Annotated in this window: 11 protein-coding genes; 7 read left to right on the forward strand and 4 right to left on the reverse strand. The window is 70.9% G+C overall.

Annotated elements, in window-relative coordinates:
• The first annotated feature begins 91 nt into the window (after positions 1–91).
• The 3 genes from OHS18_RS01910 to OHS18_RS01920 all read left to right on the forward strand — a co-directional run bounded on the left by OHS18_RS01910 (position 92) and on the right by OHS18_RS01920 (position 12516).
• Positions 92–10870 carry a LamG-like jellyroll fold domain-containing protein gene (locus tag OHS18_RS01910; protein WP_328615667.1) on the forward strand — a complete coding sequence of 3593 codons (10779 nt, stop codon included), beginning with the start codon at positions 92–94 and terminating at the stop codon, positions 10868–10870.
• A 26-nt stretch (positions 10871–10896) separates the two neighbouring features.
• Complete coding sequence (locus OHS18_RS01915; protein ID WP_328615668.1) at positions 10897–11643, forward strand: hypothetical protein; 747 nt, start codon at positions 10897–10899, stop codon at positions 11641–11643.
• A 420-nt stretch (positions 11644–12063) separates the two neighbouring features.
• Positions 12064–12516: a hypothetical protein gene (locus tag OHS18_RS01920; protein WP_328615669.1), complete on the forward strand. Its 453-nt coding sequence runs from the start codon at positions 12064–12066 to the stop codon at positions 12514–12516.
• A gap of 55 nt (positions 12517–12571) precedes the next feature.
• Here OHS18_RS01920 and OHS18_RS01925 read toward each other — a convergent pair whose 3' ends face one another.
• Both OHS18_RS01925 and OHS18_RS01930 read right to left on the reverse strand, forming a co-directional pair.
• Positions 12572–14053, reverse strand: coding sequence for a sialidase family protein (locus OHS18_RS01925; protein WP_328615670.1), 1482 nt, complete (start codon positions 14051–14053; stop codon positions 12572–12574).
• Positions 14054–14173: 120 nt separating this feature from the next.
• On the reverse strand, positions 14174–15148 hold the full coding sequence (locus tag OHS18_RS01930) for a YeiH family protein (RefSeq protein WP_328615671.1): 975 nt from the start codon (positions 15146–15148) through the stop codon (positions 14174–14176).
• Between the two features lie 70 nt (positions 15149–15218).
• On the opposite strand from OHS18_RS01930, the gene OHS18_RS01935 reads away from it, so the two are divergent.
• On the forward strand, positions 15219–16118 hold the full coding sequence (locus OHS18_RS01935; RefSeq protein ID WP_328615672.1) for a LysR family transcriptional regulator: 900 nt from the start codon (positions 15219–15221) through the stop codon (positions 16116–16118).
• On the opposite strand, the gene OHS18_RS01940 is transcribed toward OHS18_RS01935, so the two are convergent.
• Positions 16102–16977, reverse strand: coding sequence for a LysR family transcriptional regulator (locus tag OHS18_RS01940; RefSeq protein ID WP_328615673.1), 876 nt, complete (start codon positions 16975–16977; stop codon positions 16102–16104). The two genes, OHS18_RS01935 and OHS18_RS01940, sit on opposite strands and share 17 nt — an antisense overlap.
• Positions 16978–17107: 130 nt before the next feature.
• Between OHS18_RS01940 and OHS18_RS01945 the strand changes: the two genes are divergently transcribed.
• From OHS18_RS01945 to OHS18_RS01955, 3 genes are all read left to right on the forward strand, one after another.
• Complete coding sequence (locus tag OHS18_RS01945; RefSeq protein WP_328615674.1) at positions 17108–17986, forward strand: SDR family oxidoreductase; 879 nt, start codon at positions 17108–17110, stop codon at positions 17984–17986.
• A gap of 81 nt (positions 17987–18067) precedes the next feature.
• The gene (locus tag OHS18_RS01950) at positions 18068–19033 is read left to right on the forward strand and encodes a PadR family transcriptional regulator (RefSeq protein WP_328615675.1); all 966 of its coding nucleotides are present in this window, start codon (positions 18068–18070) and stop codon (positions 19031–19033) included.
• A 187-nt stretch (positions 19034–19220) separates the two neighbouring features.
• On the forward strand, positions 19221–20258 hold the full coding sequence (locus OHS18_RS01955; RefSeq protein ID WP_328615676.1) for a class I SAM-dependent methyltransferase: 1038 nt from the start codon (positions 19221–19223) through the stop codon (positions 20256–20258).
• A gap of 1 nt (position 20259) precedes the next feature.
• Here OHS18_RS01955 and OHS18_RS01960 read toward each other — a convergent pair whose 3' ends face one another.
• Positions 20260–21579, reverse strand: a complete 1320-nt coding sequence (locus OHS18_RS01960; protein WP_328615677.1) for a M14 family zinc carboxypeptidase — start codon at positions 21577–21579, stop codon at positions 20260–20262.
• Positions 21580–21636 lie beyond the last annotated feature (57 nt).

The raw sequence follows: 21636 nt of genomic DNA on the forward strand, positions 1-21636 counted from the left end.
GGTGAACTTTCTCGCCGTTCGTCGGGGATGGTCATCGAGGGGGAGACTCGTGGGTCGTCGTGCCGTCAGAGTTTGTGCTGTCTGGATACTTTTGGCGCTGGCGTTTTCGCTCGGTTCCGGGCAGGCGGACGCCGCTCAGCTCGCGCCGGGCCACTTGCCCGTGCGGGAGTTCACGTCGTGGCTCGGTTCACTGTTCTCCGGCTCGCCGCACTGGGGCGTGACACCACGGCAGGCAGGCGGATCGGCCGACGGCAAACGCCACGACGCGACCACCGCGGAGACCAGCGCGGACGGCGGCGCCGGGAATGCGCCGGGCCGCGCGCCCGGTGAGCTGGCCCCGGAAGCCGCGCACGACCGGAAGGTGACGCCGGGGCCGAGTGGCCCGGCGACGCTTGGCTTCGACGCCGTGACGAGCCACCGCGACGCGACGAAGTCCTCGGCGACGATGAACTTCTTCACCAACGCCGACGGCTCGGTCAGCCGTGACTACACCCGTGAGCCGGTCAACTTCGCCGACGGCCCGTGGGGCTGGCGGCCGATCGACACCTCGGTCCACAGTGGACAGGACGGCCGCTGGCACGAAGCAGCCAACTCCCGGGCCGTCGACTTCGCGGGCAACGCGGCCGACCCGGCGCTGGCCGCCCTCGCCGTCGACGGCGAGCACAATCTCGCCTACGGCCTGCAGGGAGCCGCTCCGGTCGCGCCCCGCGTCGACGGCCGGTCCGCGACCTACCCCGGCGTGCTCCGCGACACCGATCTCGCCCTCGAACCGACGGCGACCGGCCTCAAGGAGTCGGTCGTGCTGCGCTCGGCGGCGGCCCCGAGCACCTGGGTGTTCCCGTTGTCCCTCAACGGTTTGACGCCGCGCGTCGAAGCCGACGGCTCGGTGAGCCTGGTCGACGGCGCCGGGGCGGTCCGCGAACGGATCCCGCGCGGTTACGCCTTCGATTCCCGGGTCGACCCGGTTTCCGGTGTCCCGGCCACGACCTACGCGGTCGGTTACGAGCTGACGACGGCCGCCGGGGCGCCGGCGCTGAAGGTCACCCTGGACCCGCGGTGGCTGGCCGACCCGGCCCGGGTGTTCCCGGTGACCGTCGACCCGACCTTCACCGACACGCCGGCCTCGACCTACGCCGAGGCCGGCGCGCCCGGGGACCACTCGATGGAGAAGGTCGTCAAGATCGGGTCGTTCAACTCGGGCCCCGATTCGGCGAACACCTTCCTGAAGTTCCCCGCCGATCTCGACGGTTCCCAGATCACGGTGAGCTCCGCGACGCTGAAGCTGTTCGACACCTGGGCCTCGACGTGCGTCGCCGAGCGCTTCGACGTCGCCCCGGTGACGCAGACGTGGACGCCGTCCGGCGTGTCCGCCTACCCGGGGCCGTCCTACGGTGCGAGCATCGGCAACGCCACCCCGTCGGTGCCCACCGCGTGCGCCAACCGCGCGGCCGACCGGACGGTGGGCGACTGGGTGAGCGTGCCGTTGTCGGCGGCGACGTTCACCGGCTGGGCCAACGGGTCGGTGGCGGACAACGGCCTCGCCGTCTACGCGGCCACGAACGATTCGCTGCACTGGAAGCAGTTCGACTCGTGGCAGATGAACGCCGGCTTCCAGCCGGTCCTGTCGCTGACCACGAGCGGGAACGTGCCGCCGGTCGTCGACTCCGCGTACCCGGGCGCGGGCGGCGTCACCACCAGCCTCGTCCCGTTCCTGTTCGCCACGGCCCACGACATCGACGCCGGCCCGGGCGCGCTGAAGTACCGCTACCAGGTCGCCGACCAGGCGGGCACGACCATCGCCGACTCCGGCCTGGTCGCCGAGGGCACCTGGCGGGTCCCGGCCGGGAAGCTCAAGTACAACCAGACCTACTACTGGGCCGTGCAGGCCTACGACGGCTCGTCCTATTCGGCCGACCCGCCGTGGAACCCGCTCACCGTCGGTGTGGACCAACCGCTGGTGACGTCGTCGCTGTCGCAGAACACCGGCGTGCACGGCGTCGAGCCGAGCATCGGCAACTACACGACGTCGGCCACCGACGCGGAGGTGCGCAGCGTCGGGCCCGCCCTGTCGGTGGTGCGCGACTACAACTCCCGTGATCCCCGCACGAGCGGGGCCTTCGGCGCCGGCTGGTCGAGCGTGGTCGACGCGCGTGCCGCCGAGCAGTACGACTTCGACGGCACCGGCACCGTCGTCAGCGTGCTGGTGACCTACCCGGACGGCTCCGAAGTGGGCTACGGCAAGAACGCCGACGGCACGTTTTCCCCGCCGTCGGGGCGGTTCGCCACCTTCAAGGCGATCACCGGCGGCTACAGCCTCACCGACAAGAACGACACGGTCTACACCTTCACGCAGTCACTAGGATCGGGCGTCTACCAGCTTTCCTCGATCACGGACGCCAACGGCCGCGCGACGACCGTGACCACCTCCGCCGGCCGCGCCACCGCCCTGACGTCGGCGATCTCCGGCCGCGCCCTGCACCTGAGCTGGACGACTCCGGCCGGCGCCACCAACCCGCACGTCGCCACGGTCTCGACCGACGACCTCACCCCGGGCGCGCCGCTGACCTGGACCTACGGCTACACCGGCGACCGGCTCACCAGCGTCTGCCCGCCGGGCACGACGACCGCCTGCACGCGGTACGGCTACCAGGCCGCGTCGCCCTACCGGACCAGCGCGCTCGACCTCGGCCCGCACTCGTTCTGGCCGCTGGCCGAAGCGTCCGGGACGACCGCCGCGAGCGCGGTGCTGACCAACGAAGGCGCCGACGCCGCGACCTACCACGACGTCACGCTCGGCCGGCCCGGCGCGCTGGCGGGCTCGGCGGCGACGTCGGCCGGGTTCAACGGCACCTCGTCGTACGTGCAGCTCCCGCGGGCCGACGCCGCGGCGCCGAACACGATGTCGGTGTCGATGTGGTTCAAGACCGCGGCCACCAACGGAGTCCTGTTCTCCTACAGCACCATGCCGCTGACCGAGGCGACGAGCCCGGCGTCGCAGTACACGCCCGCGCTCTACGTCGGCAACGACGGGAAGCTGATCGGCGAGTACTGGACCGGCGCGACGGACAAGACCGTCACGACCCCGGCCCCGGTCAACGACAACGCCTGGCACCACGTGGTGTTCACCCACTCCTCGACCAGCCAGGGCATGTACCTCGACGGCCAGTTCGTCGGGTCCACGATCGGCGCGATCGTGCCGATGGGCCCGCAGAACCGCTACATCGGCGCGGGGTTCCTCGGCAACCAGTGGCCCGATCAGGCCAACGCCGGCAAGCCCGGCACCGCGACCTTCTTCAACGGCCAGATCGCCGACGTCGCCGTGTGGGACAAGCCCGTGCCCGGCCAGCGCGAACTGGCCCTTTACCAGAGCGGCAAGCAGCAGTCGAGCCTGCTGACGTCGATCACCCGGCCCTCCGGCGCGGTGCACACGACGGTTTCCTACGACCCGGTTTCCGACGCCGTCACGCAGATCGGTGACGAGAACGGCGGCACCTGGAAGTACGCGCCGCTGACCGCGGCCGGCTCCAGCCAGGTCTACCGCGGCTCCGTCCTCGGCTCGCACCCCGAGCTGTACCAGCGGTTCGCGGACGCGCCGGGCACGGCTGTCCCGGCGGGCGAGGTCAACTACCGGCCGTCGGCCTACACGAACGCGACGCTCGGTGTGCCCGGCCCGTTCACCGACTCGACCGCGGCGAAGTTACCGGGCACCGTCGCCGGGGCGACGCTGCCCGATCACCTCGTCAGCGCGTCCACCACGGCTTCGGTGGAGCTGTGGTTCTCGACGACGTCGGCGGCCGCGGGCACGCTCTTCTCGACCGGGACCTCGGCGCTCGGCGCCGCGAACCCATCGGGCGGCGCGATGCCGGTCCTGTACGTCGGCACCGACGGCAAGCTGCACGGCCACTTCTGGGACACGACGGTGTCGGGCATGGCCTCGCCGGGCAAGGTCAACGACGGCAAGTGGCACCACGTGGTGCTGTCCGGCGCGAACACCAGCCAGGTGCTGTACCTCGACGGCCAGCAGGTCGCCACGCTGTCCGGCCAGATCGGCAACTACGACCCGCTGAACTTCGTCGGTGCCGGTGTCTACAACTCCAACGGGTGGCCGGCGGCGCCTTCGGGGAACACCTGGAACTATTTCGGCGGCTCGATCGGTGAGGTCGGGTTCTACCGCTCGTCGCTGTCCGCCGCCGAGGTCGCTCAGCACTTCCTCGCCGCGGGCAACTCGCAGGGGCTTGCCCCGCTGACGACCGCGACGATCACCGACCCCGCGGGCAAGACGTCGACGCAGCAGTACGACCCGGCCGCCGGGAACCACAAGATCGCCGAGACGGACACGGCCGGGCACCGCACCACCTACGGCTACGACACGGCCGGCTTCCTGCACACCAGTACCGACCCCAACGGCAACGTGGTGACCGTCGGCCACGACGTGCGCGGCAACACCGTCTCGCAGACCACCTGCCAGGACCAGGCCGCCGAGAAGTGCTCGACGTCGTACTCGACGTACTTCCCGGACGACACCACGGCGCAGCTGACGACGGCCGACGCGCGCAACGACCTGATGCTCACCTCACGGGACCCGCGCTCCTCGAGCGCGACGGACCCCGCGTACCTGACGTCGTTCGGCTACGACACCGCCGGCAACCGCACCTCGGTCACGACTCCGCCGGTGCCGGGCTTCGCGGGCGGCCGGACCACCGCGATCACCTACAGCGACGGCACTTCGGCGTTCCTCGCGGCCGACTCGGGGAATGTGCCCGCCGGGCTGCCGGTGAAGACGACCTCGCCGGGCGGCGCCGTCAACCAGGTGGCCTACCTGCACAACGGTGACGTCGCGAGCACGACCAACGCCGACGGTCTGGTCACCCGCTTCGCCTACGACCCGCTCGGCCGCCTCCTGTCGAAGACGGCCGTGTCCGACAGCTATCCGGCGGGACTGGTCACCACCTACGCCTACGACGGGAGCGACCAGGTCGTCTCGCAGACCGACCCGGCGGTCACCGACCGGGTGACCGGCGCGATCCACAACGCGGTCACCACCAGCGTCTACAACGCCGACGGCAGCCTCACCTCGCAGACCGTCGCCGACGGCACCGGCGGCGACGCCGCCCGGACGTCGGGCTCGACCTACAACGACAAGGACCAGGTCGCCTCCAGCACGGACGCGAACGGCAACGTCACCAGCTACACCTACGACGTCTACGGCAACAAGAAGAGCGAGGCCGACGCCAACGGCACCGAGACCGACTGGACCTACGACGGCGAAGGCCGGCTGCTCACCCAGGGCGTCTGGTACACCGGCAATCCCGCCGACCCGCGGCCGGCGACGTTCCTGACCCAGAAGTCCAACGCCTACGACCCGGCCGGGCGCCTCGCGTCCGAAACGGACTCGATGGGCGACACCACGTACTACACCTACACCGACAACGGGCTGACCGCGACCGTCACCCGCAAGGACCCCACCGGGCAGCAGGCGTTCGTCGCCGAGTCGAACACCTACGACGCGGCCGGCAATCAGATCGGCACGGTCACCGGCAATGGCGCGAACACCTCGGCGTCCACAGTGGACGCCGCCGGGCGGGTCTCGCGGACCGTCGACGACCCGGCGGGCGCGGCCCGCACGACGTCGGTGTCCTACACCCCGGACGACCAGGTCGCGACCACCACGCAGGCCGATCCGTCGGGCCGCAGCCGCACGGTCAGCACGACCTACGATCCGATGGGCGTGCTCACCTCCCGCTCGGTCGCCGCGGACGGTGCCGGGCACCCGGTGGGCTGGTGGAAGCTGAACCAGACGTCGGGCACCACGGTCACCGACTCCTCCGGCACCGGGAACACGGCGGCGGCCTCGGCCGTCACCTGGTCCGACGGTGCCGCGAGCCTCAACGGCACCAGCTCGCAGATCGCCACCAACGGCCCGGTGCTCGACACCACGGGGGCCTACACGGTGTCGGCCTGGGTCAAGCCGGCGACGCTCGGCTCGGCGTTCCAGACCTTCGCCGTGCAGAAGGGGACCGTGATGAGCGGCCTCTACCTCGAGTACGACGGCAGCAGCCACAAGTGGTCCTTCTCCCGGTTCGGCACCGACGCCGCCAACGCCACCACCTACCGTGCGGAGTCCGCGGCCGACGCGCAGGCCGGGACGTGGACCCACCTGGCGGGCGTGTACAACGCGGGCACCGGCGCGATGACGCTGTACGTCAACGGCGCGCAGGCCGGGACCACCACCGACCCGGCGCCGATGGCGAGCACAGGCCCGCTGGTGCTCGGGCACGGCTGGTACCTCGGCGCCGACGGAAACTACGCCACGGGTCAGCTGGCCGGCGTCCAGGCGTACTCCCGCGCGCTGTCCGCGGCGGAGGTTACGACGATCTTCGCCGGCGGCCGCAGCGGGGGCACGACGGCGTCTTCGGGGGCCGAGACGACGACCTGGACCGTCGACCAGCGCGGCCTGCCGACGTCGACGACCGACGCGAACGGCAATGTCACCACCTACGCCGGCGACGAGGCCGGGAACCCGGCGGTGACCACCGCGCCGACCGTCACCACCGAGACGAACGGCGGCCCGGCCACCGCCGTGCACCCGGTCACCACGACCGGGTACAACACCTTCGGTGAGCCGGTCGAGGCCGTCGACCCCGACGGCAACCAGGTGACCACCGTCTACGACGCGGCCGGCCAGCCGGTGTCGGTCACCAACCCGGACTACACCCCGCCCGGCGGCGGCGCCCCGATCACCGCGACCACCGTGCGCACCTACGACAAGATCGGGCAGGTCCTCACCGAGAAGGATCCGCTGAGCCACGTCACCACCATGAGCTACGACCAGCTCGGCGACGTCGCCCAGGTGACCCGGCCTTCCGGCGCGAAGACGACGTCCACCTACGACACCAACGGCGACCGGCTTTCGGTGACCGACGCGAACGGCGCCCGCACCGAGGCGACCTACGATTTCCTTTCGCGGCCGCTGACCTCGACGGTGTTCGAGCGGTACCCGAGCACGCTCACCGCGACCACGACGAACTCCTACGCCGCGTCGGGCGCCAACCCCGGCGGCGCGCGCCTGGCCTCGACCACGACGCCCGCCGGCGCCGTCACCTCCTACGGGTACGACGGCCTCGGGCAGACCACGGCGGTCACCGACGCGGCCGGGAACACCACCCGGTACGGGTACAGCTACCTCGGGGAGAAGACGTCGGTCACCGCCGCCGACAACACCGCGACGCTGACGGACTTCGACCAGTCGAGCCGCCCGGTGCGCGTCACCAGCAAGGACGCGACCGGCGCGGTACTGCGGCAGACGTCGGCGGCCTACGACGCCGGCGGCCGTCTCACGTCCACTGTGGACGGCCGGGGGACCGCGCGGACCTTCACCTACGACAGCGGGAACCGCCTCACCGGGGAGATCCAGCCGGTGTCGGCGACGGCGTCCGTCACGACGTCGTTCGGCTACGACGCGGCGGGAAACCGGACGCGGTTCACCGACGGCCGGGGCAACGCGACGATCACCCGCTACAACGCGTGGAACCAGCCCGAGGCGGTCGTCGAGCCGGTCACCGCCGCCTACACCTCCGCCGCGGACCGGACCTTCACCTCGGTCTACGACGCGGCGGCCCGGCCGGTCACGCAGACCCAGCCGGGCGGGGTGACCGTCACGGCGGGCTACGACGACGACGGGAACCTGGTCAGCCAGAGCGGCAGCGGCGCCGAAGCCGCGACGGCCACCCGGACGTTCGGCTACGACCCCGGTGGCCGGATGACCTCGGTGGCCACGACCGAAGCCGGCGTCGCCGGGCACTCGGACCACCAGGCGGCGAGCAGCGAAACCTTCGGCTACAACGACCGCGGCGCGCTGCTCACCGCCAGCGGTTCGGCCGGGTCGTCGTCGTTCGCCTACAACACCGACGGCCTGATGACCTCGCGCACCGACGCGGCGGGCACGACGTCGTACGGCTACGACGGCGCCGACCGGCTCTCGACCGTCACCGACGCGGTCACCGGTGGCACGCAGACGCTGAGCTACAACCCGCTGAACCAGGTCAGCGGCGTGAAGTACGGGACAGGCAACGCGCGGACGTTCGGCTACGACGGCCTGCACCGGCTGACCGGCGACACGCTGAAGACCGCCGGTGGAGCGGCGATCGCGTCGGTCGGCTACGGCTACGACGCGAACGACGACCTCACGTCGAAGACGACCACCGGGTTCGCAGGGTCGGCGGCCAACACCTACACCTACGACCTCGCCGGCCGGCTCGCGTCCTGGAACAACGGCGTCAGCACGGTGGCCTACGGCTACGACGCGGCGGGCAACCGGACCCAGGTGGGCTCGTCGACCTACACCTACGACGCCCGCGACGAGCTGACGTCGGACGGCGCGAACACCTACAGCTACAGCGCGCGCGGGACGCTGCGGGAGCGGGCGTCCTCGACCGGCACCCTGGTGTCCGCGTCGGACGCCTTCGGGCAGATGGCCGTGCAGGGCACGCAGGCCTTCGGCTACGACGGGCTGGGCCGGAACCTGACCGACACGACGATCGCGTCCGGCGCGGCGACGACGTTCGCCTTCTCCGGCCAGGGCAACTCGATCGCCTCGGACGGCACGTCGACCTACAGCCGCGACCCGGGTGGCGGCCTCGTCGGCGTCGCCACCGGCGGTGCGGGGGCGTACGCCTTCGTGGACCAGCACACCGACGTCGTCGGGACGTTCACCGCCACCGGCAGCGCGCTGAGCGGGTCGAGCACCTACGACCCGTTCGGCAACGTGCTGGCGTCGGCGAACGCCAAGGGGCAGCTGGGGTACCAGTCGGGCTGGACGGACCGGTCGACGGGCAACGTGAACATGGCGGCGCGCTGGTACAACCCGGCGGTCGGGCAGTTCATGAACCGGGACTCGGTGGCGAACAGCCCGGTGCCGAACCCGATGGAGGCGAACAAGTTCGCCTACGTCGACGACAACCCGATGACGGGCACCGACCCGTCGGGGCACGGCTGGTTCAGCGACGCGTGGTCGTTCGTGAGCAACCACGTCGTGGCGCCGGCGGCGTCGTTCGTCTACCACCAGGTGATCCAGCCGGCGGCGCACTTCGTCAACACGTATGTGGTGCAGCCGATCGTGCACGTGGCGGTGGCCAGCTACCACGTAGTGCGGGACGCCTACCACGCGGCGGGGCGGGTGGTCCGCAACGCCTACCACGCGGTGGTCCGGTACGCGAAGAAGGTGTACCACGCGGCGGTGCACGTGGTGAAAACCGCGTACCACGCGGTCGCGAAAGTCGTGAAGACAGCAGCGCACGCGGTGGCCCACGCGGCGACGGCGGTGGTGCACGCGGCGGTGTCGGCGGCGAAGACGGTGGGTCACGCGGTGTCGACAGCGGCGACGGCCGTGGGCCACGCGGCAGCTTCGGCGGCGTCGCACGTGGCGACGTTCGTGAAGGACCACGCGTCGACGATCGCGGGCATCGCGGCGGGCGTGCTGGTCGGCGCGGCGTGCACGGCAGCGACGCTGGGCATCGGGGCGGTGGGCTGTGCTGCCATCGGTGGCGCGGTCGGTGGTGCGGTGTCCTACGGGATGGACTGCTCGAAGGCGCACAACTGCTCGGTCGGCGGCGCGGTGGAGGCGGTCGGCCTGGGCGCGCTGGGCGGTGCGCTGGGCGCGGGCCTGGCTGGCCCGCTGGGCGGCAAGCTGGTGGCGGAGGCCCTGGACGGCGTGCTGCCCCAGGCCGCGACGCAGGGCTTGATCGGCGCGGGTGCCGGAGCGGTCAGCGGCGGCGTGACGGCATTGGCGGGTTACGGCATGAACTGCGGCCGCGACTGCTCGGTGGGCGGCGCGCTGTCGGCGGCGGGGACGGGTGCCCTGGCCGGCGGTGTCGGCGGCGCGGCGTTCGGGGCCCTGGGTGGGTTGCGGGCGCGGGGCCGGAGTTCGGCGGAGGAGCCGGTGGGGTGCCACAGCTTCCTGGCTTCCACGAAGGTCCTGTTGACCGATGGTTCTGCGAAGCCGATTTCCTCGCTGAAGGTGGGGGATCGGGTTGCGAACTCGCAGCCGGGCAAGGCGGGGCTGGAGGCGCACCCGGTGGACCGGGTGATCGTGACGGAGACCGACCACGACTTCGTGAACGTGAAGGTGAAGCCGTTGCGCCGGGTGTTGGGCCGTGCGGCAGCGGGTCTGGCTGTCGCCGCGGTGGTGGCGACAAGTGCGGCGGCCCCGGCTTCGGCGGCGCCGGCGACATTGACGACAACGTTCCACCACCCGTTCTACGACGTGACGCGGAGCGCGTTCGTCGAGGCGGTGGACCTGCGGGCGGGCGACCACCTGCAGACCGCCGACGGCGGCGAGGCGACGGTCGAGGAGGTTACGCCGTACCACTCGACGGAGGTCACCTACGACCTGACGATCGACGAGCTGCACACGTACTATGTGGAAGCCGGCGAGACCCCGGTCCTCGTCCACAACTGCGATCCTTACGTTTGGAAGGCAGGCCGGCCAGGTGTCGACAACACCCCTCAGGGGCGGCTTCCCTCGCAAGCAGGGATCAAGCCCGGAGAGCCGCTGGCCGAGGGTGGACATCACTACGTGGTCAAGACGGACGGATCGCTTCGAGCGATGCACGACGACGCAATGTGGGCACTTGACAACAGCGCTGGACATACCAGTCTGTCCGAGGGTGATCCTGTACACATGGCTGGCACCTTCGACGTTGACGCGTCTGGCAACATCACCAGCTTCGACAACTATTCAGGCCACTATCAGCCTGGTGAGATGCCCGGGTACCGTGGGTTGGAAGACATCGCGCGAGATGCATTCGCAGGACACGGACTACCGGCTCCGCGAGCTGATGCCTGGTCCCCCTACGTATTCGGAAATAGGTAGTGAGTATTCGGAGTCAGGTGTGCGAGATGAGTAAATACCCCTCCTTTGATGTGCTGCTGGCGCGCGTGGCAGACCAGCAGGAAATCCGTTTGCATGATTTGTCCGAAAAGGTGGCGGCATCGGGGACGGATTTCGAATCGGTTCTTCGTGGGGCTGCGCCGGGTCCGTTGTTTCTGAAGCGGCTCGCGCCTGCACTTGATCTGCATGCCGCTGATCTTTTCGCTATCGCGCAGGTGGCGTTGCCGGCCGAACTGGCTCCTTTGAATATGTCGGTCGGGCGGCTTATTCCTCGGCTGGTGGAGTGTGCGCTACTCTTGACGCCGGAGTTGAGAGAGCGGTTGCGGCACTATGTCCGGTCCCTTCCGCAGTTGGATCGCCCACAGTCACGCGAAGTACTTCGTGTCGACGAACAGTATGTGCCGGGCCCTGGTGCGGTACTGATGCGCATGCTTGCCAACCGAAGCCTGGATTGGACGTCTTCGGCGAAGGTGCTTTCCCGGCTGGGAGGTGTCCATCTTGCCGCGTCATCGATCGGAGCGCTCGGGTACGGCCGCAAGGAGTTGACTCCCGATTTGTTGTCGCCTTTTGCCTCCGTTCTGGGTATTCGGACAAGTATCTTGGCCGTTGTGCTTGCTGTTGAACTGCCGGATTCGGTGGTCGAATCGGCTCCGTCGGTTGGTGTTCCTGAGCTGATTTGGGATGTTCGGCGTCTTGATGGTGATCAGGTACGGCAGGTCATCGAGGAGGCAGAATGTTTGGAATCGGAAGCTTGAACGGAAATTGCCTGGATCGGTACGCCGCCATGGCGCTCGAGAAGTCATCTGTATGCGGTGTCAGAGTCGAATGTACGACATCTGAATCGTAAGGCGTTTGTAAGAATCGGGCAATGAAAATCACTGCAATTGATTGCGAGCGCACGGCCGCCGTGGTTATTGCCGCCGGGCCCGGCGGCGGGAGCTGAGTCGTGCGGCGGTGGGCTGTCGCTCCTCGTGATCCCATTGCTGCGGCACTCGGAGGTTCTCTTTTACTGAAATAAAGAGAGTTGCGTTAGAAAATGACCTGACGCCTGATATGTCGGACTTGGCGGATTTCGTCGAATTTTGTTGCAGGGCAACGGAAAGAGCTGGTCCCGCCTCCAGTAGCGTGTGCGATGCGTCCGGGGTCGTGGCGCGTTTCCGTTCTGGAGGAATTCCGTGGGTGCTCGTCAAGAAAGACGTCTGCTCGAGAACGCCGCTCCGTTCATGCGGGCCGGCGAGCAGGTGGAACTGGTCGCCATGGCCAAAGTGGGCTCGGTGGCGAAGTCGGTCGGGAAGTCCGTTGCCTTCGGGATGGCCGTCGGGGTGCTCAGTGGCGGCACCATGATGGCGCTGCCGGTTCAGGCTGAGGCGTACGTCGTGCTCACGGACCAGCAGATCCTGTTCTTCCGGTCCTACGACGGGTCGCCGGGCAAGCACATCTTCGGCGCGCCGCGGCACCTGGTGGCGATCACTGAGCCGAAGTCGGGTTTTCTGCTGAAGTTCCAGCTGTACGTCCAGGGCTGGAACCAGGCCCTCGCCTTGACCGTGCCGCCGCTGCCGCCGAGCTTGCGCAAGCGTGGTGTCGCCTTGGCCGGGCTGCTGCCGCGGATCGTGCCGGTTTCAGTCTGACCGCTGACGACGCGCCGGCGCCGGTCAGGTCATGACCGGCGCCGGCTCAGGCGTGTCAGCCGCAGTGTTCGAACTCGCTGGTGTACGACACGCCGCCCGCTGTGCCGCCCCACTTGACGCACTTGTTTGCCGCCGTGGCCTTGATCGGGCCCGCGAAGTAGGAGAACGCGCCCGAGTCCGTCTGCCGCGCCGAACCCTGGACCTCCAGGAACGCCGACGTCGCCGTGGCCGTTCCGGCGGACGCGCTCTTCATCGTGCTGACGCAGTTCTGGCCGTTGGCCGCGTTGTACGACAGGTACACCGTGCCCGCCGTGCCGAGTGGCTGCGAGTCGATGACGCCGTAACCGCCGCCGCAGGCCGGGGCGCCCAGCGCGTCGTCGGTCACCGTGGCGAAGCGGATCGTGTCGTTCGCGTGCAGCTCCGGGCCCGCCTCGAACAGCACGCCGACCGACGACTGCGACAGCTGCACCATGTCGGAGTACGCCGCGTCCTGGCCCCACACGAGCAGGCTCGCATCGGTTCCCGTCCAGTTGCCGCCCTCGTCGAACGACGAGTGCACCCGCAGCTGCTTGCGGCGGTCGCACGTGGACGGTGCGGCGAACACGATCCGGTCGTACTTGCCGCCGGTGTCCGTGGCGCTCATCCGGGCCGTCGAGCCCTCGACGGTCGGGGCGACGAGGTCGGTGGCGAAGGTGAACTTCGTGCTGAACGTCGCGCCGCCGTCCGAGCTGATCGCATAGGCCCGGTTGTGCGTGCCGTCCAGCAGGCACTTGTCGCCGTCGTTGGCCTGGTTGCGCGCGGCGGCGTAGACCCGGCCGTCGGCCAGCTCGGTGACGCTGATCTCCTGCGGGTTCATCGTGCTCGCGGCCGGCTTGTCGGTGGCGCCGAGGTGCCAGGTGGAACCGTTGTCGTCGCTGTAGATCAGCGCGCCGATGGTCGAGTAGCTCATGCCGGCGACGAGGCGGCCCTTGTGTGCGCCGCGGGTCAGCACGATCCCGTGCGACGGCCCGGTGGCCAGCCAGCTCGGCGCGCTCGAGAAGCCCAGCTCCGTGGTCAGCACCTTCGGCGCGCCCCACGTCTTCCCGTTGTCCTCACTGAGGGACACGCGCGGGATCCGGCCGCAGGCGGGGTTGGTGTAACACTGCATCGTGGACAGCAGCACGACGCGGTTGCTGCCCGGGATGACGATCGGCGCCGGATTGCCCTTCGTGTCGCCGTTGGCCTTGATCACGGTCTGCAGCGCGCTCCACGTCTTGCCGCCGTCGGTCGAGCGCTTCATGACGAGGTCGATCGCGCCGAGGTCGTTGCAGACGCTGGCGCCGTCGTTGCGGCCCTCGGCGAACGCGAGCAGGGCGCCGTCGTTGGCCTTCACGACGGTGGGGATGCGGTAACAGTCGTGCCCTTCGGTGTTCTTGGTGAAGACCAGCGTGCTGGCCACGTCGGCCTGGGCGGTGCCGATGGCCGCCGGGACGGCGACGACGGCAGCGCACCCCAGCAGCCCGGTCAGCAGGCCTCTGGCGATACGGGTGAACTTCACGGTGGGGACTCCCTACGGGTTCGTTCTACGTCCTACGTCTCGGCGGTAGCCTCGACCCGGCCCGTACAAGACCCGTACAACCCGGCGTATAACGACCTATACCTTGCCGGGAGAAAGACATCAGGTGAACGCGGCCAGCGTCCCGAACCCGGTCACGAACACGAGCAGCGTGGACAGGAGACCCAGCAGCAGCGCGCGGCCGCCGCCGCGCAGGAGCGGGCCGAGCCGGACGGCACAGCCCAGGCCGAACAGCGCGCCCGCGAGCAGGAGCGTCGACGCCGTCTTCGCGATGTCGAGCGCGAACGCCGGGACCAGCCCGGTGCTGCGGACGGCGACCATCGCGAGGAAACCGAGGACGAACAGGGGCACGAGTGGCGCGTGGCCACCGCGGCGGGTGCGTTCGGTGGCGCCGACGATCGCGACCATCGGGGCGAGCAGCACGACCCGGCTCAGCTTGACCACGATCGCGATCGTCACCGCGCCGGCGCCCGCCGGGCCGGCCGCGGCGACCACCTGGGCGACCTCGTGCACCGAGATCCCGGCCCAGCTGCCGGTGCGGACCGCGTCCAGCCCGAGCCCGTGGGCGAGCAGCGGGAGCACGCCGAGGGCAAGACTGCCGTAGCAGGTGACGAGCGCGACCGCCGTCGCGACGTCGGAGTCCTCGCGGTCGACGACACCCTCCATGGCGGCGATCGCCGACGCGCCGCAGATCGAGAAGCCGGTGGCGACGAGCAGGGCGAGCCCGCGTGGCACCCGTACCAGCTTGCCGAGGCCGAGGGTGCCGAGGAAGGTGACCGCGACCGTCACCACAACGGCCGCGAGGGTGCCGGGGCCGAGGCTGAGCACCGTGGGCAGGGCGAGCTGCAGCCCGAGCAGGACGACACCCGCGCGCAGCAGGCGTTTCGTGACGCGCGCGACGGCCTGGCGGTGCTCGTCGGCCAGCAGCGGCGTGCTCCCGACGGCGATGCCGAGCACGACGGCGACGGTGAGCGCGCCGGCCACCGGCCACGCCGAGCTCAGCGCGTACGCCGCCGCGACGCCCAGCCCGGTGATCACGAGGCCGGGCAGGAGCGGTTTCGCCGTCGTCAGTGCCATGTACCCAGCGTCGCGCGGTCGTGGTCGTCGCGGTAGCCGTCCGTGACGACGTAGGTCATAGACTGGGGCTATGACCGGACCGGATCTGGACTCGCTGCGCCTGCTGGTGCTCGTCGACGACCTCGGCAGCATCGGCCAAGCGGCCGCGGCGCTGGGCATCGCCCAACCCTCGGCCAGCAAACGGTTGTCCACTTTGGAGCGTCAACTGGGACTGTCCCTCGTGGACCGCACCCGGCGTGGCTCGGCGCTGACCCCGGACGGCCGGGTCATCGCGGGCTGGGCGCATCGCGTGCTGACCGAAGTGGACGGGCTGCGGACCGGCGCGGCGGCGCTGCGCACCCAGCGTGGCGCGAAACTGCGTGTCGCGGCGAGCATGACGCTGGCCGAGCACTTCGTGCCCGCGTGGATCGGCGAGGTGAAGCGGACCGAGCCGGACACCGACGTCGGGCTCGAGGTGGTCAACTCCGAGCACGTCGCGGATCTCGTCACGCACGGGCGGGTGGACCTCGGCTTCGTCGAGTCGCCGGGGCCGTGGCCCGGGCTGACCACACGCCGGGTCGCGACGGACCGGCTCGTGGTCGTCGTCCCGCCCGGGCACCGCTGGGCGCGACGACGTCGTCCGCTCACCGCCGCGGAGCTCGCCGCGACGCCGCTGGTGGTGCGCGAACCCGGGTCCGGCACCCGCGAGACCGTCGAGGCGGCACTGCGGCGCGCGGGCGCCGGGCCGGTGAAACCGTTGCTGGAACTGGGATCGGCGTCGGCGGTGCGCAACGCCGTGATCTCCGGAGCGGGACCCGCGGTGATCAGCGACCTCGACGTCGTCCGCGAGGTGGCCGGGCGCCGGCTGGTGCCGGTGGCGGTCGACGGTGTCGACCTCGGGCGGGTGCTGCGCGCGGTGTGGCCGGCGGGGCGCCGGCTGGCCGGACCGGCCGCGGACCTGCTGGCGCTGGCGGTCAAGTCCGGGGCGTGAGGTGGGCTTCGAGGGTTTCGCAGGCCTCGGCGAGCAGCCGGGTGCGGTCGCCGGCGCGGGTCGCGAGCACGACGTGGCACGGCTCGACGCCCTCCATCGGCACGGTGGTGACGTCGGGCCGCAGCCGGCTGCGCCGGACGACCGCCGGGGCGATCGCCACCAGCTGCCCGGCGGCGATCAGCTCGTACTTCTCCTCGTAGCTCTCGAGGAGCGGCCCGTCGGGCGCGCGGCTGCCGTCGGGGCGCGGATCGACGCGCCAGAACGCGTTCCAGGCCGGGTCGGCCAGCCGGGGGAGCGGCTCGCCGGCGATGTCGTCGACGGTGACCGACGCACGCCCGGCGAGGCGGTGGTCGGCGGCGACCACCAGCACGCGTTCCTCGTCGTAGAGCGGCGTCACGTCGAGTCCGTCGGCCGGCAGCGGCAGCCGGGTGACCGCGACGTCGATGCGGTGCGCCAGCAGCGCGGCGGCCGTTTCGTTCCAGCCCAGGTGCCGGGTCAGCACCTCGGCGTCCGGGTGGCGGCGGCGCAGGTCGCGCACGGCCGGGGTGACGAAGAGGTTGGTCAGGTAGCCGACGGTGATCCGGCCGGGCGTCGCCGCGGCACGCGTGCTCGCCGCCGCCTGCGCGGCGGACTGGAGCAAGGCCTGGGCGCGGGGCAGGAAGACCTCGCCGGCTTCGGTGAGCCGGCTGCCCTGCGGCGTGCGGTCCAGCAGGCGCGCGCCGAGCTGCCCTTCGAGGCGGCGGATCTGCCGGCTCAGTGACGGCTGCGTCGTGTGCAGCGCGGCCGCGGCCCGGCCGAAGTGCCGGTGTTCGGCGACGGCGGTGAAGTACCGCACCAGCCGCAGGTCGAGGTCGGTCATGCCGCCAGTGTAGGCGGCTGAGCTGTGGTGATGCCCCAAGCGTATGACTCGATGAAGATCAGGCGTTGGACGTTCCCGCCGGCCCGGCCGAACCATGGAAGCACAGTCAGTCCAGTACGAGGAGCTTGAAATGCGTGTGTTCGTCACCGGCGCGACGGGGTACGTCGGGAGCGCGGTCGTCCGCGATCTGCTCGACGCGGGGCACGAGGTCGTGGGCCTCGCCCGCTCGACCGAGAAGGCCGCGGCGCTCGCGGCCGCCGGGGCTTCGGTTCGCCACGGCGTCCTGGAAGACCTCGACGGTCTCCGTGAGGCGGCCGCCGCGTCGGACGCCGTCATCCACACCGCCTACGTCCACGACAACTTCGCCGACCTCACGGCCGCCGCCGCGACGGACGCGGCCGCCATCGCCGCTCTCGGCGGGGCGCTCGAAGGGTCCGGGAAGGCGCTGGTCGTCACCGCGGCGACCGGCCCGGTGGCCCCCGGCCGGCTCGCGACGGAGGACGACGTCGCCGACCCGGCGTTCCCGCGTGCGGGGTCGGAGGCCGCGGCGCTCGAGTTCGCGAAGCGCGGGGTGCGCGCGTCGGTGCTGCGGCTGCCGCAGTCGGTGCACGGCGAAGGCGACCGCCACGGGTTCGTGCCGGCGTTGATCCGGCTGGCACGGGAGAAGGGCGTCTCGGCCTACCCGGGTGACGGTTCCGGGCGGTGGGCGGCGGTGCACCGGCTCGACGCGGCGCGGGCGTACCGGCTGGCCGTCGAGGCGGCGCCGTCGGGCGTCCGGCTGCACGCCGTCGGTGAGGAGGGGGTGCCGCTGCGGGTTGTCGCCGAGCTGATCGGGCGCGGGCTGGACCTGCCGGTGACGTCGGCTGCCGCGTCGCATTTCGGCTGGCTCGCGAAGTTCGCCGGGCCGGACGCGCCGGCGTCGAGCGTACTGACGCAGAAGCGGCTCGGCTGGGTCCCGGAGCACCAAGGCCTGGTCGCGGACCTGGAAGCCGGGCACTACTTCGCGTGAGCTGACCTGGTGGGTTGCCGCCGATCCAACGGCGATATATCGTGCGAATGTCGGCGATACGATGAGCTTGAGGAGGCAACCATGGTGATGAACACCGGAGCAGGGCGGATGTTCGGCGGTTTCGGGGGCGGCGAGCCCTTCGGCAGCCACGGGCACGGACTTCCGGGGCACGGGCTGCCCGGGCACCGCGGCCACCCGGACCACGGCCGCGGCGTGCCGGGGCACGGGCACCCCGATCCCGGCGACGGGCTGCCGGGGCTGCCGGACCATGGGCTGGGGCGCGGCGGGTGGGACGGTGTCGGGCTGCCGGACGATGGCCGCGGCCGGGGGCACGACGGGTGGGACGGTGCCGGGCTGCCGGGTCACGAGGACTGGGACGGCGGCCCCGACCTGGCGCGCGGCGGGCCGCCGGGAGGGTTTCCGCCGCACCCACCCCACCCGCCGCAGCCACCGGGAGTGCCCGGCGGTTTCCCCGGGTTTCCCGGGTTCCCGGGCGGGCCGGGGTCGTTCGGCGGCCCGGGTGGCTGGGATGGCGGCGCCTTCCAGCGGGTACGGGGCTTCCGCGGTGGCGGGCGGCCGGCGGCGCGGCCGGTGCGCCCGGCCGTGCTCGCGTTGCTGGCCGAGGAGCCGATGCACGGCTACCAGCTGATGCAGGAGATCCGGCGTCGCACGCACGACCGGTGGCGGCCCAGCCCCGGCTCGGTGTACCCGATCCTGCAGCAGCTGGAGGATGAGGGCCTGGTCCGCACGGCCGAATCGGGCGGCCGCCGGGTCGCCGAGCTGACCGACGCGGGCCGGGAGCACGTCGCCGGCCGTGAAGAGGAGTTCGCCGCGCTGTGGGCCGACGGCGCGCCGGAGGACGAGCCGGGCGCCGACCGTTTCGCGGCGTTGTGGAACGCGCTGGGCGAGCTGTCCGGTGCGGCCGCCCAGGTCGGCTACAGCGGCAACGAAGCCCAGGTGGCCGAGGTGAAGAAGATCCTCGCCGACGCGCGCCGCCGGGTCTACGCGGTGCTCGCCGACGCCGGCCTGGAGGACGAGGAAGACTGAGCGGCCTCCGGAAGCCGTGAGGGGCACCCTCAGGGACGTGCAAGCCCTGGGGGTGCCCCTCACGGCGACCCGGGGCCGCGAATGTCGTGAAGGGCACCTTCAGGGACATCCAAGCCCTGAGGGCGCCCCTCACGACCGGGCGAGTGTCCACATCGGACTGTCCGCCGGGCGGGTAAGGTCGGACCGCATGGAGGAACAGGACTTCGCGGCGCACCTGACCGCGACCATGACCGGCAGCGCGCTCACCATGCTCATCGGCGTCGGGCACCGGACCGGGCTCTTCGAAGCCGCCGCTCACGGCCCCGCGACCAGCGCCGGGCTCGCCGAGCGGGCCGGGTTGCGGGAGCGGTACGTCCGGGAGTGGCTGGGCGCCATGGTCACCGGCGGGATCTTCACCTTCGACGCGGGGGAGTACACCTTCCCGCCCGGGCACGCGAAGTTCCTGCTCGGCGAGACGGCGTCCAACCTCATGCCGTCACTGCTGACGCTCACCGCGTTCACCGGGATCCTGCCCGACCTGGAACGCAGCTTCGCCGAGGGCGGAGGGGTGCCGCGCTCGGCGTACGGGCCCTACCTCGAGACGCTCGGCGCGAAGACCGGCGACAGCTGGAAGCACATCTACCGCGAGCACCTGGTCGACGGCTTCTTCGGCGCCGTCCCGGGCCTGACCGAGAAGCTGCGCAACGGCGCGCGGGTGCTCGACCTCGGCTGTGGCACCGGGAACGCGATCTCGGTCGCCGCCCGGGCTTTCCCCACCTCGCGGTTCACCGGTCTCGACATCAACCCCGGCGTCGTCGCGCAGGCCAACGAGACCAACGCCGGCCTGCCCAACGCCGGGTTCGTGGTGGGGGACGCGGCCGAGCTGACGGCCGAACCGCCGTACGACGTGATCACCGCTTTCGACGCGATCCACGACCAGGACCGCCCGGACGTCGTGCTGCGGCGGATCCGGGACGCGCTCGCGCCGGACGGCCTGTTCTTCATGGTGGACACGTTCTTCTCCGGCGATGTGGCGAAGAACGTCGGCAACCCGCTCGCCGCGCTCTGCTACTCGATCAGCCTGATGTACTGCACCACGACGTCGATCGCGGAGGGCGGAGCCGCGCTGGGTGCCATGTGGGGCACCGAAACCGCGCGGGACATGCTCGCGGACGCGGGGTTCCGGCACGTCGATGTGCTCGGTTCCCCGCGTCCGCAGAACTGCATCTACGTCTGCCGCGCGTGACTCACTGCTGGTACGGCGCCGCCGCGGCCTTCGCGGCGGTGATCAGCGCGCCCTTGTTCTTCGGCCAGAACGTGCTGTCGACGCAGGTGTAGCGCGGCAGGAACCCGCCGCAGGTACCGCTGGACCCGCCGACCTCGAACGTCACGCTGGCGACCCCGAGCTCGCCGTAGGTGAAGTCGTCGGTGGTGCCGCTGGTGTCGTAGCCGACGGTCTCCTCGTTGGTGCCGACGAGGTAGCCGTTCGACGCGGCGTACTTCGCGCCGAGCTTGCGGTACTGCGCGTCGTTCGGCGAGGTGGACTGCGTGAAGCCCCACGGGATGATGATGTCGTTGCCGTAGCTGTGCAACGTGATCATCGTGCCCTTGGCCGACGTCGGCGCCGGGTCGTTGTTGCCGGTGCCGCGCTGGTCCGGGTAGATCGAGCGGGCCAGGGTTTCGAGCGCCTTCACCTCGGGCTCGGAGCCGGCGCTGGTCCCCTGGTAGGTCTCGGCGCAGGGGGAGTTGGAGTCGCCACCCCACTTGAACGTCGAGTTGCGGTTGAGGTCGATGCCGATGTTGGTGCCGGAGCAGCCGCCGCGGGTGTTGTTCGCGTTCTTGCGCTGCAGCTTCGGCGAGTTGCCGCCGGAGGCGACGATGTCGACGCCGTCCGGGTTCGAGATCGGCACCACCCACACCTCGGTGGTGTCCAAAATGGACTTCGCGGTGGCGTCGGTGGCGTAACCGTCGGCGAGGTAGTCGATCCAGCGCCAGGCCAGCTCGCCGGTCGACAGCTCGCGTGCGTGGATCTGGGCCATCAGGAAGAACTTCGGCTTCTTCGACGTCGTCGAGAGCGTGCAGTCGCCGGTCTGCTTCTTGGTCAGGCAGATCGCCTGGATGTCGTGCCCGCCCTGGCCCTGCTGCTTCTTCCACGACTGGCCGATCGTGTACTTCGTGGCCAGATCGGGGTGCGCGGCGGCGACACTCGTGAGGTGCGCTTCGTGCGCGGTGACGGTGCGGTAGCCGCCGTAGAAGGTGTCCGCGGCGAGGGAATTCGCCTGCGCGGGCAGTTCCTTGTAGACGGTGTCGTAGAAGCTCGGCCGGTAGCCGAGGCCCTGCAACTGTGCGGCGACGGCTTTGCCACCGACGACGTACACCGAACCGGCGTCACCTTCTTCGACGTCGAACCCGGCGTTCGTCAGGGCGGCGGCCTGCGCGGCGGTCGCCGGGACACGCCAGAACACGGGCGTGTCGGCGGGTTGCGCGGTGGCACTGCTCCCGAGCAGGGGCGCGAGCAGGGTGCCGGCCGCCACCAGGGCGAGCCGGGACAGGGACCTTGACGCCATCGGGGGATCTCCTCACGGCCGCACGGACGGGCGCCCGGCCCGGCAGCCCACGGTCAC

This window comes from Amycolatopsis sp. NBC_00355 (assembly GCF_036104975.1).
Lineage (GTDB): Bacteria > Actinomycetota > Actinomycetes > Mycobacteriales > Pseudonocardiaceae > Amycolatopsis.

What these genes read in the sequence shown, in the direction of transcription:
- OHS18_RS01950 (WP_328615675.1), top strand. Translation starts at nt 18,068, where the DNA reads ATGGTGATGAACACCGGAGCAGGGCGGATGTTCGGCGGTTTCGGGGGC.
- OHS18_RS01915 (WP_328615668.1), top strand. Translation starts at nt 10,897, where the DNA reads ATGAGTAAATACCCCTCCTTTGATGTGCTGCTGGCGCGCGTGGCAGAC.
- OHS18_RS01960 (WP_328615677.1), bottom strand. Translation starts at nt 21,579, where the DNA reads ATGGCGTCAAGGTCCCTGTCCCGGCTCGCCCTGGTGGCGGCCGGCACC.
- OHS18_RS01940 (WP_328615673.1), bottom strand. Translation starts at nt 16,977, where the DNA reads ATGACCGACCTCGACCTGCGGCTGGTGCGGTACTTCACCGCCGTCGCC.
- OHS18_RS01945 (WP_328615674.1), top strand. Translation starts at nt 17,108, where the DNA reads ATGCGTGTGTTCGTCACCGGCGCGACGGGGTACGTCGGGAGCGCGGTC.
- OHS18_RS01935 (WP_328615672.1), top strand. Translation starts at nt 15,219, where the DNA reads ATGACCGGACCGGATCTGGACTCGCTGCGCCTGCTGGTGCTCGTCGAC.
- OHS18_RS01930 (WP_328615671.1), bottom strand. Translation starts at nt 15,148, where the DNA reads ATGGCACTGACGACGGCGAAACCGCTCCTGCCCGGCCTCGTGATCACC.
- OHS18_RS01955 (WP_328615676.1), top strand. Translation starts at nt 19,221, where the DNA reads ATGGAGGAACAGGACTTCGCGGCGCACCTGACCGCGACCATGACCGGC.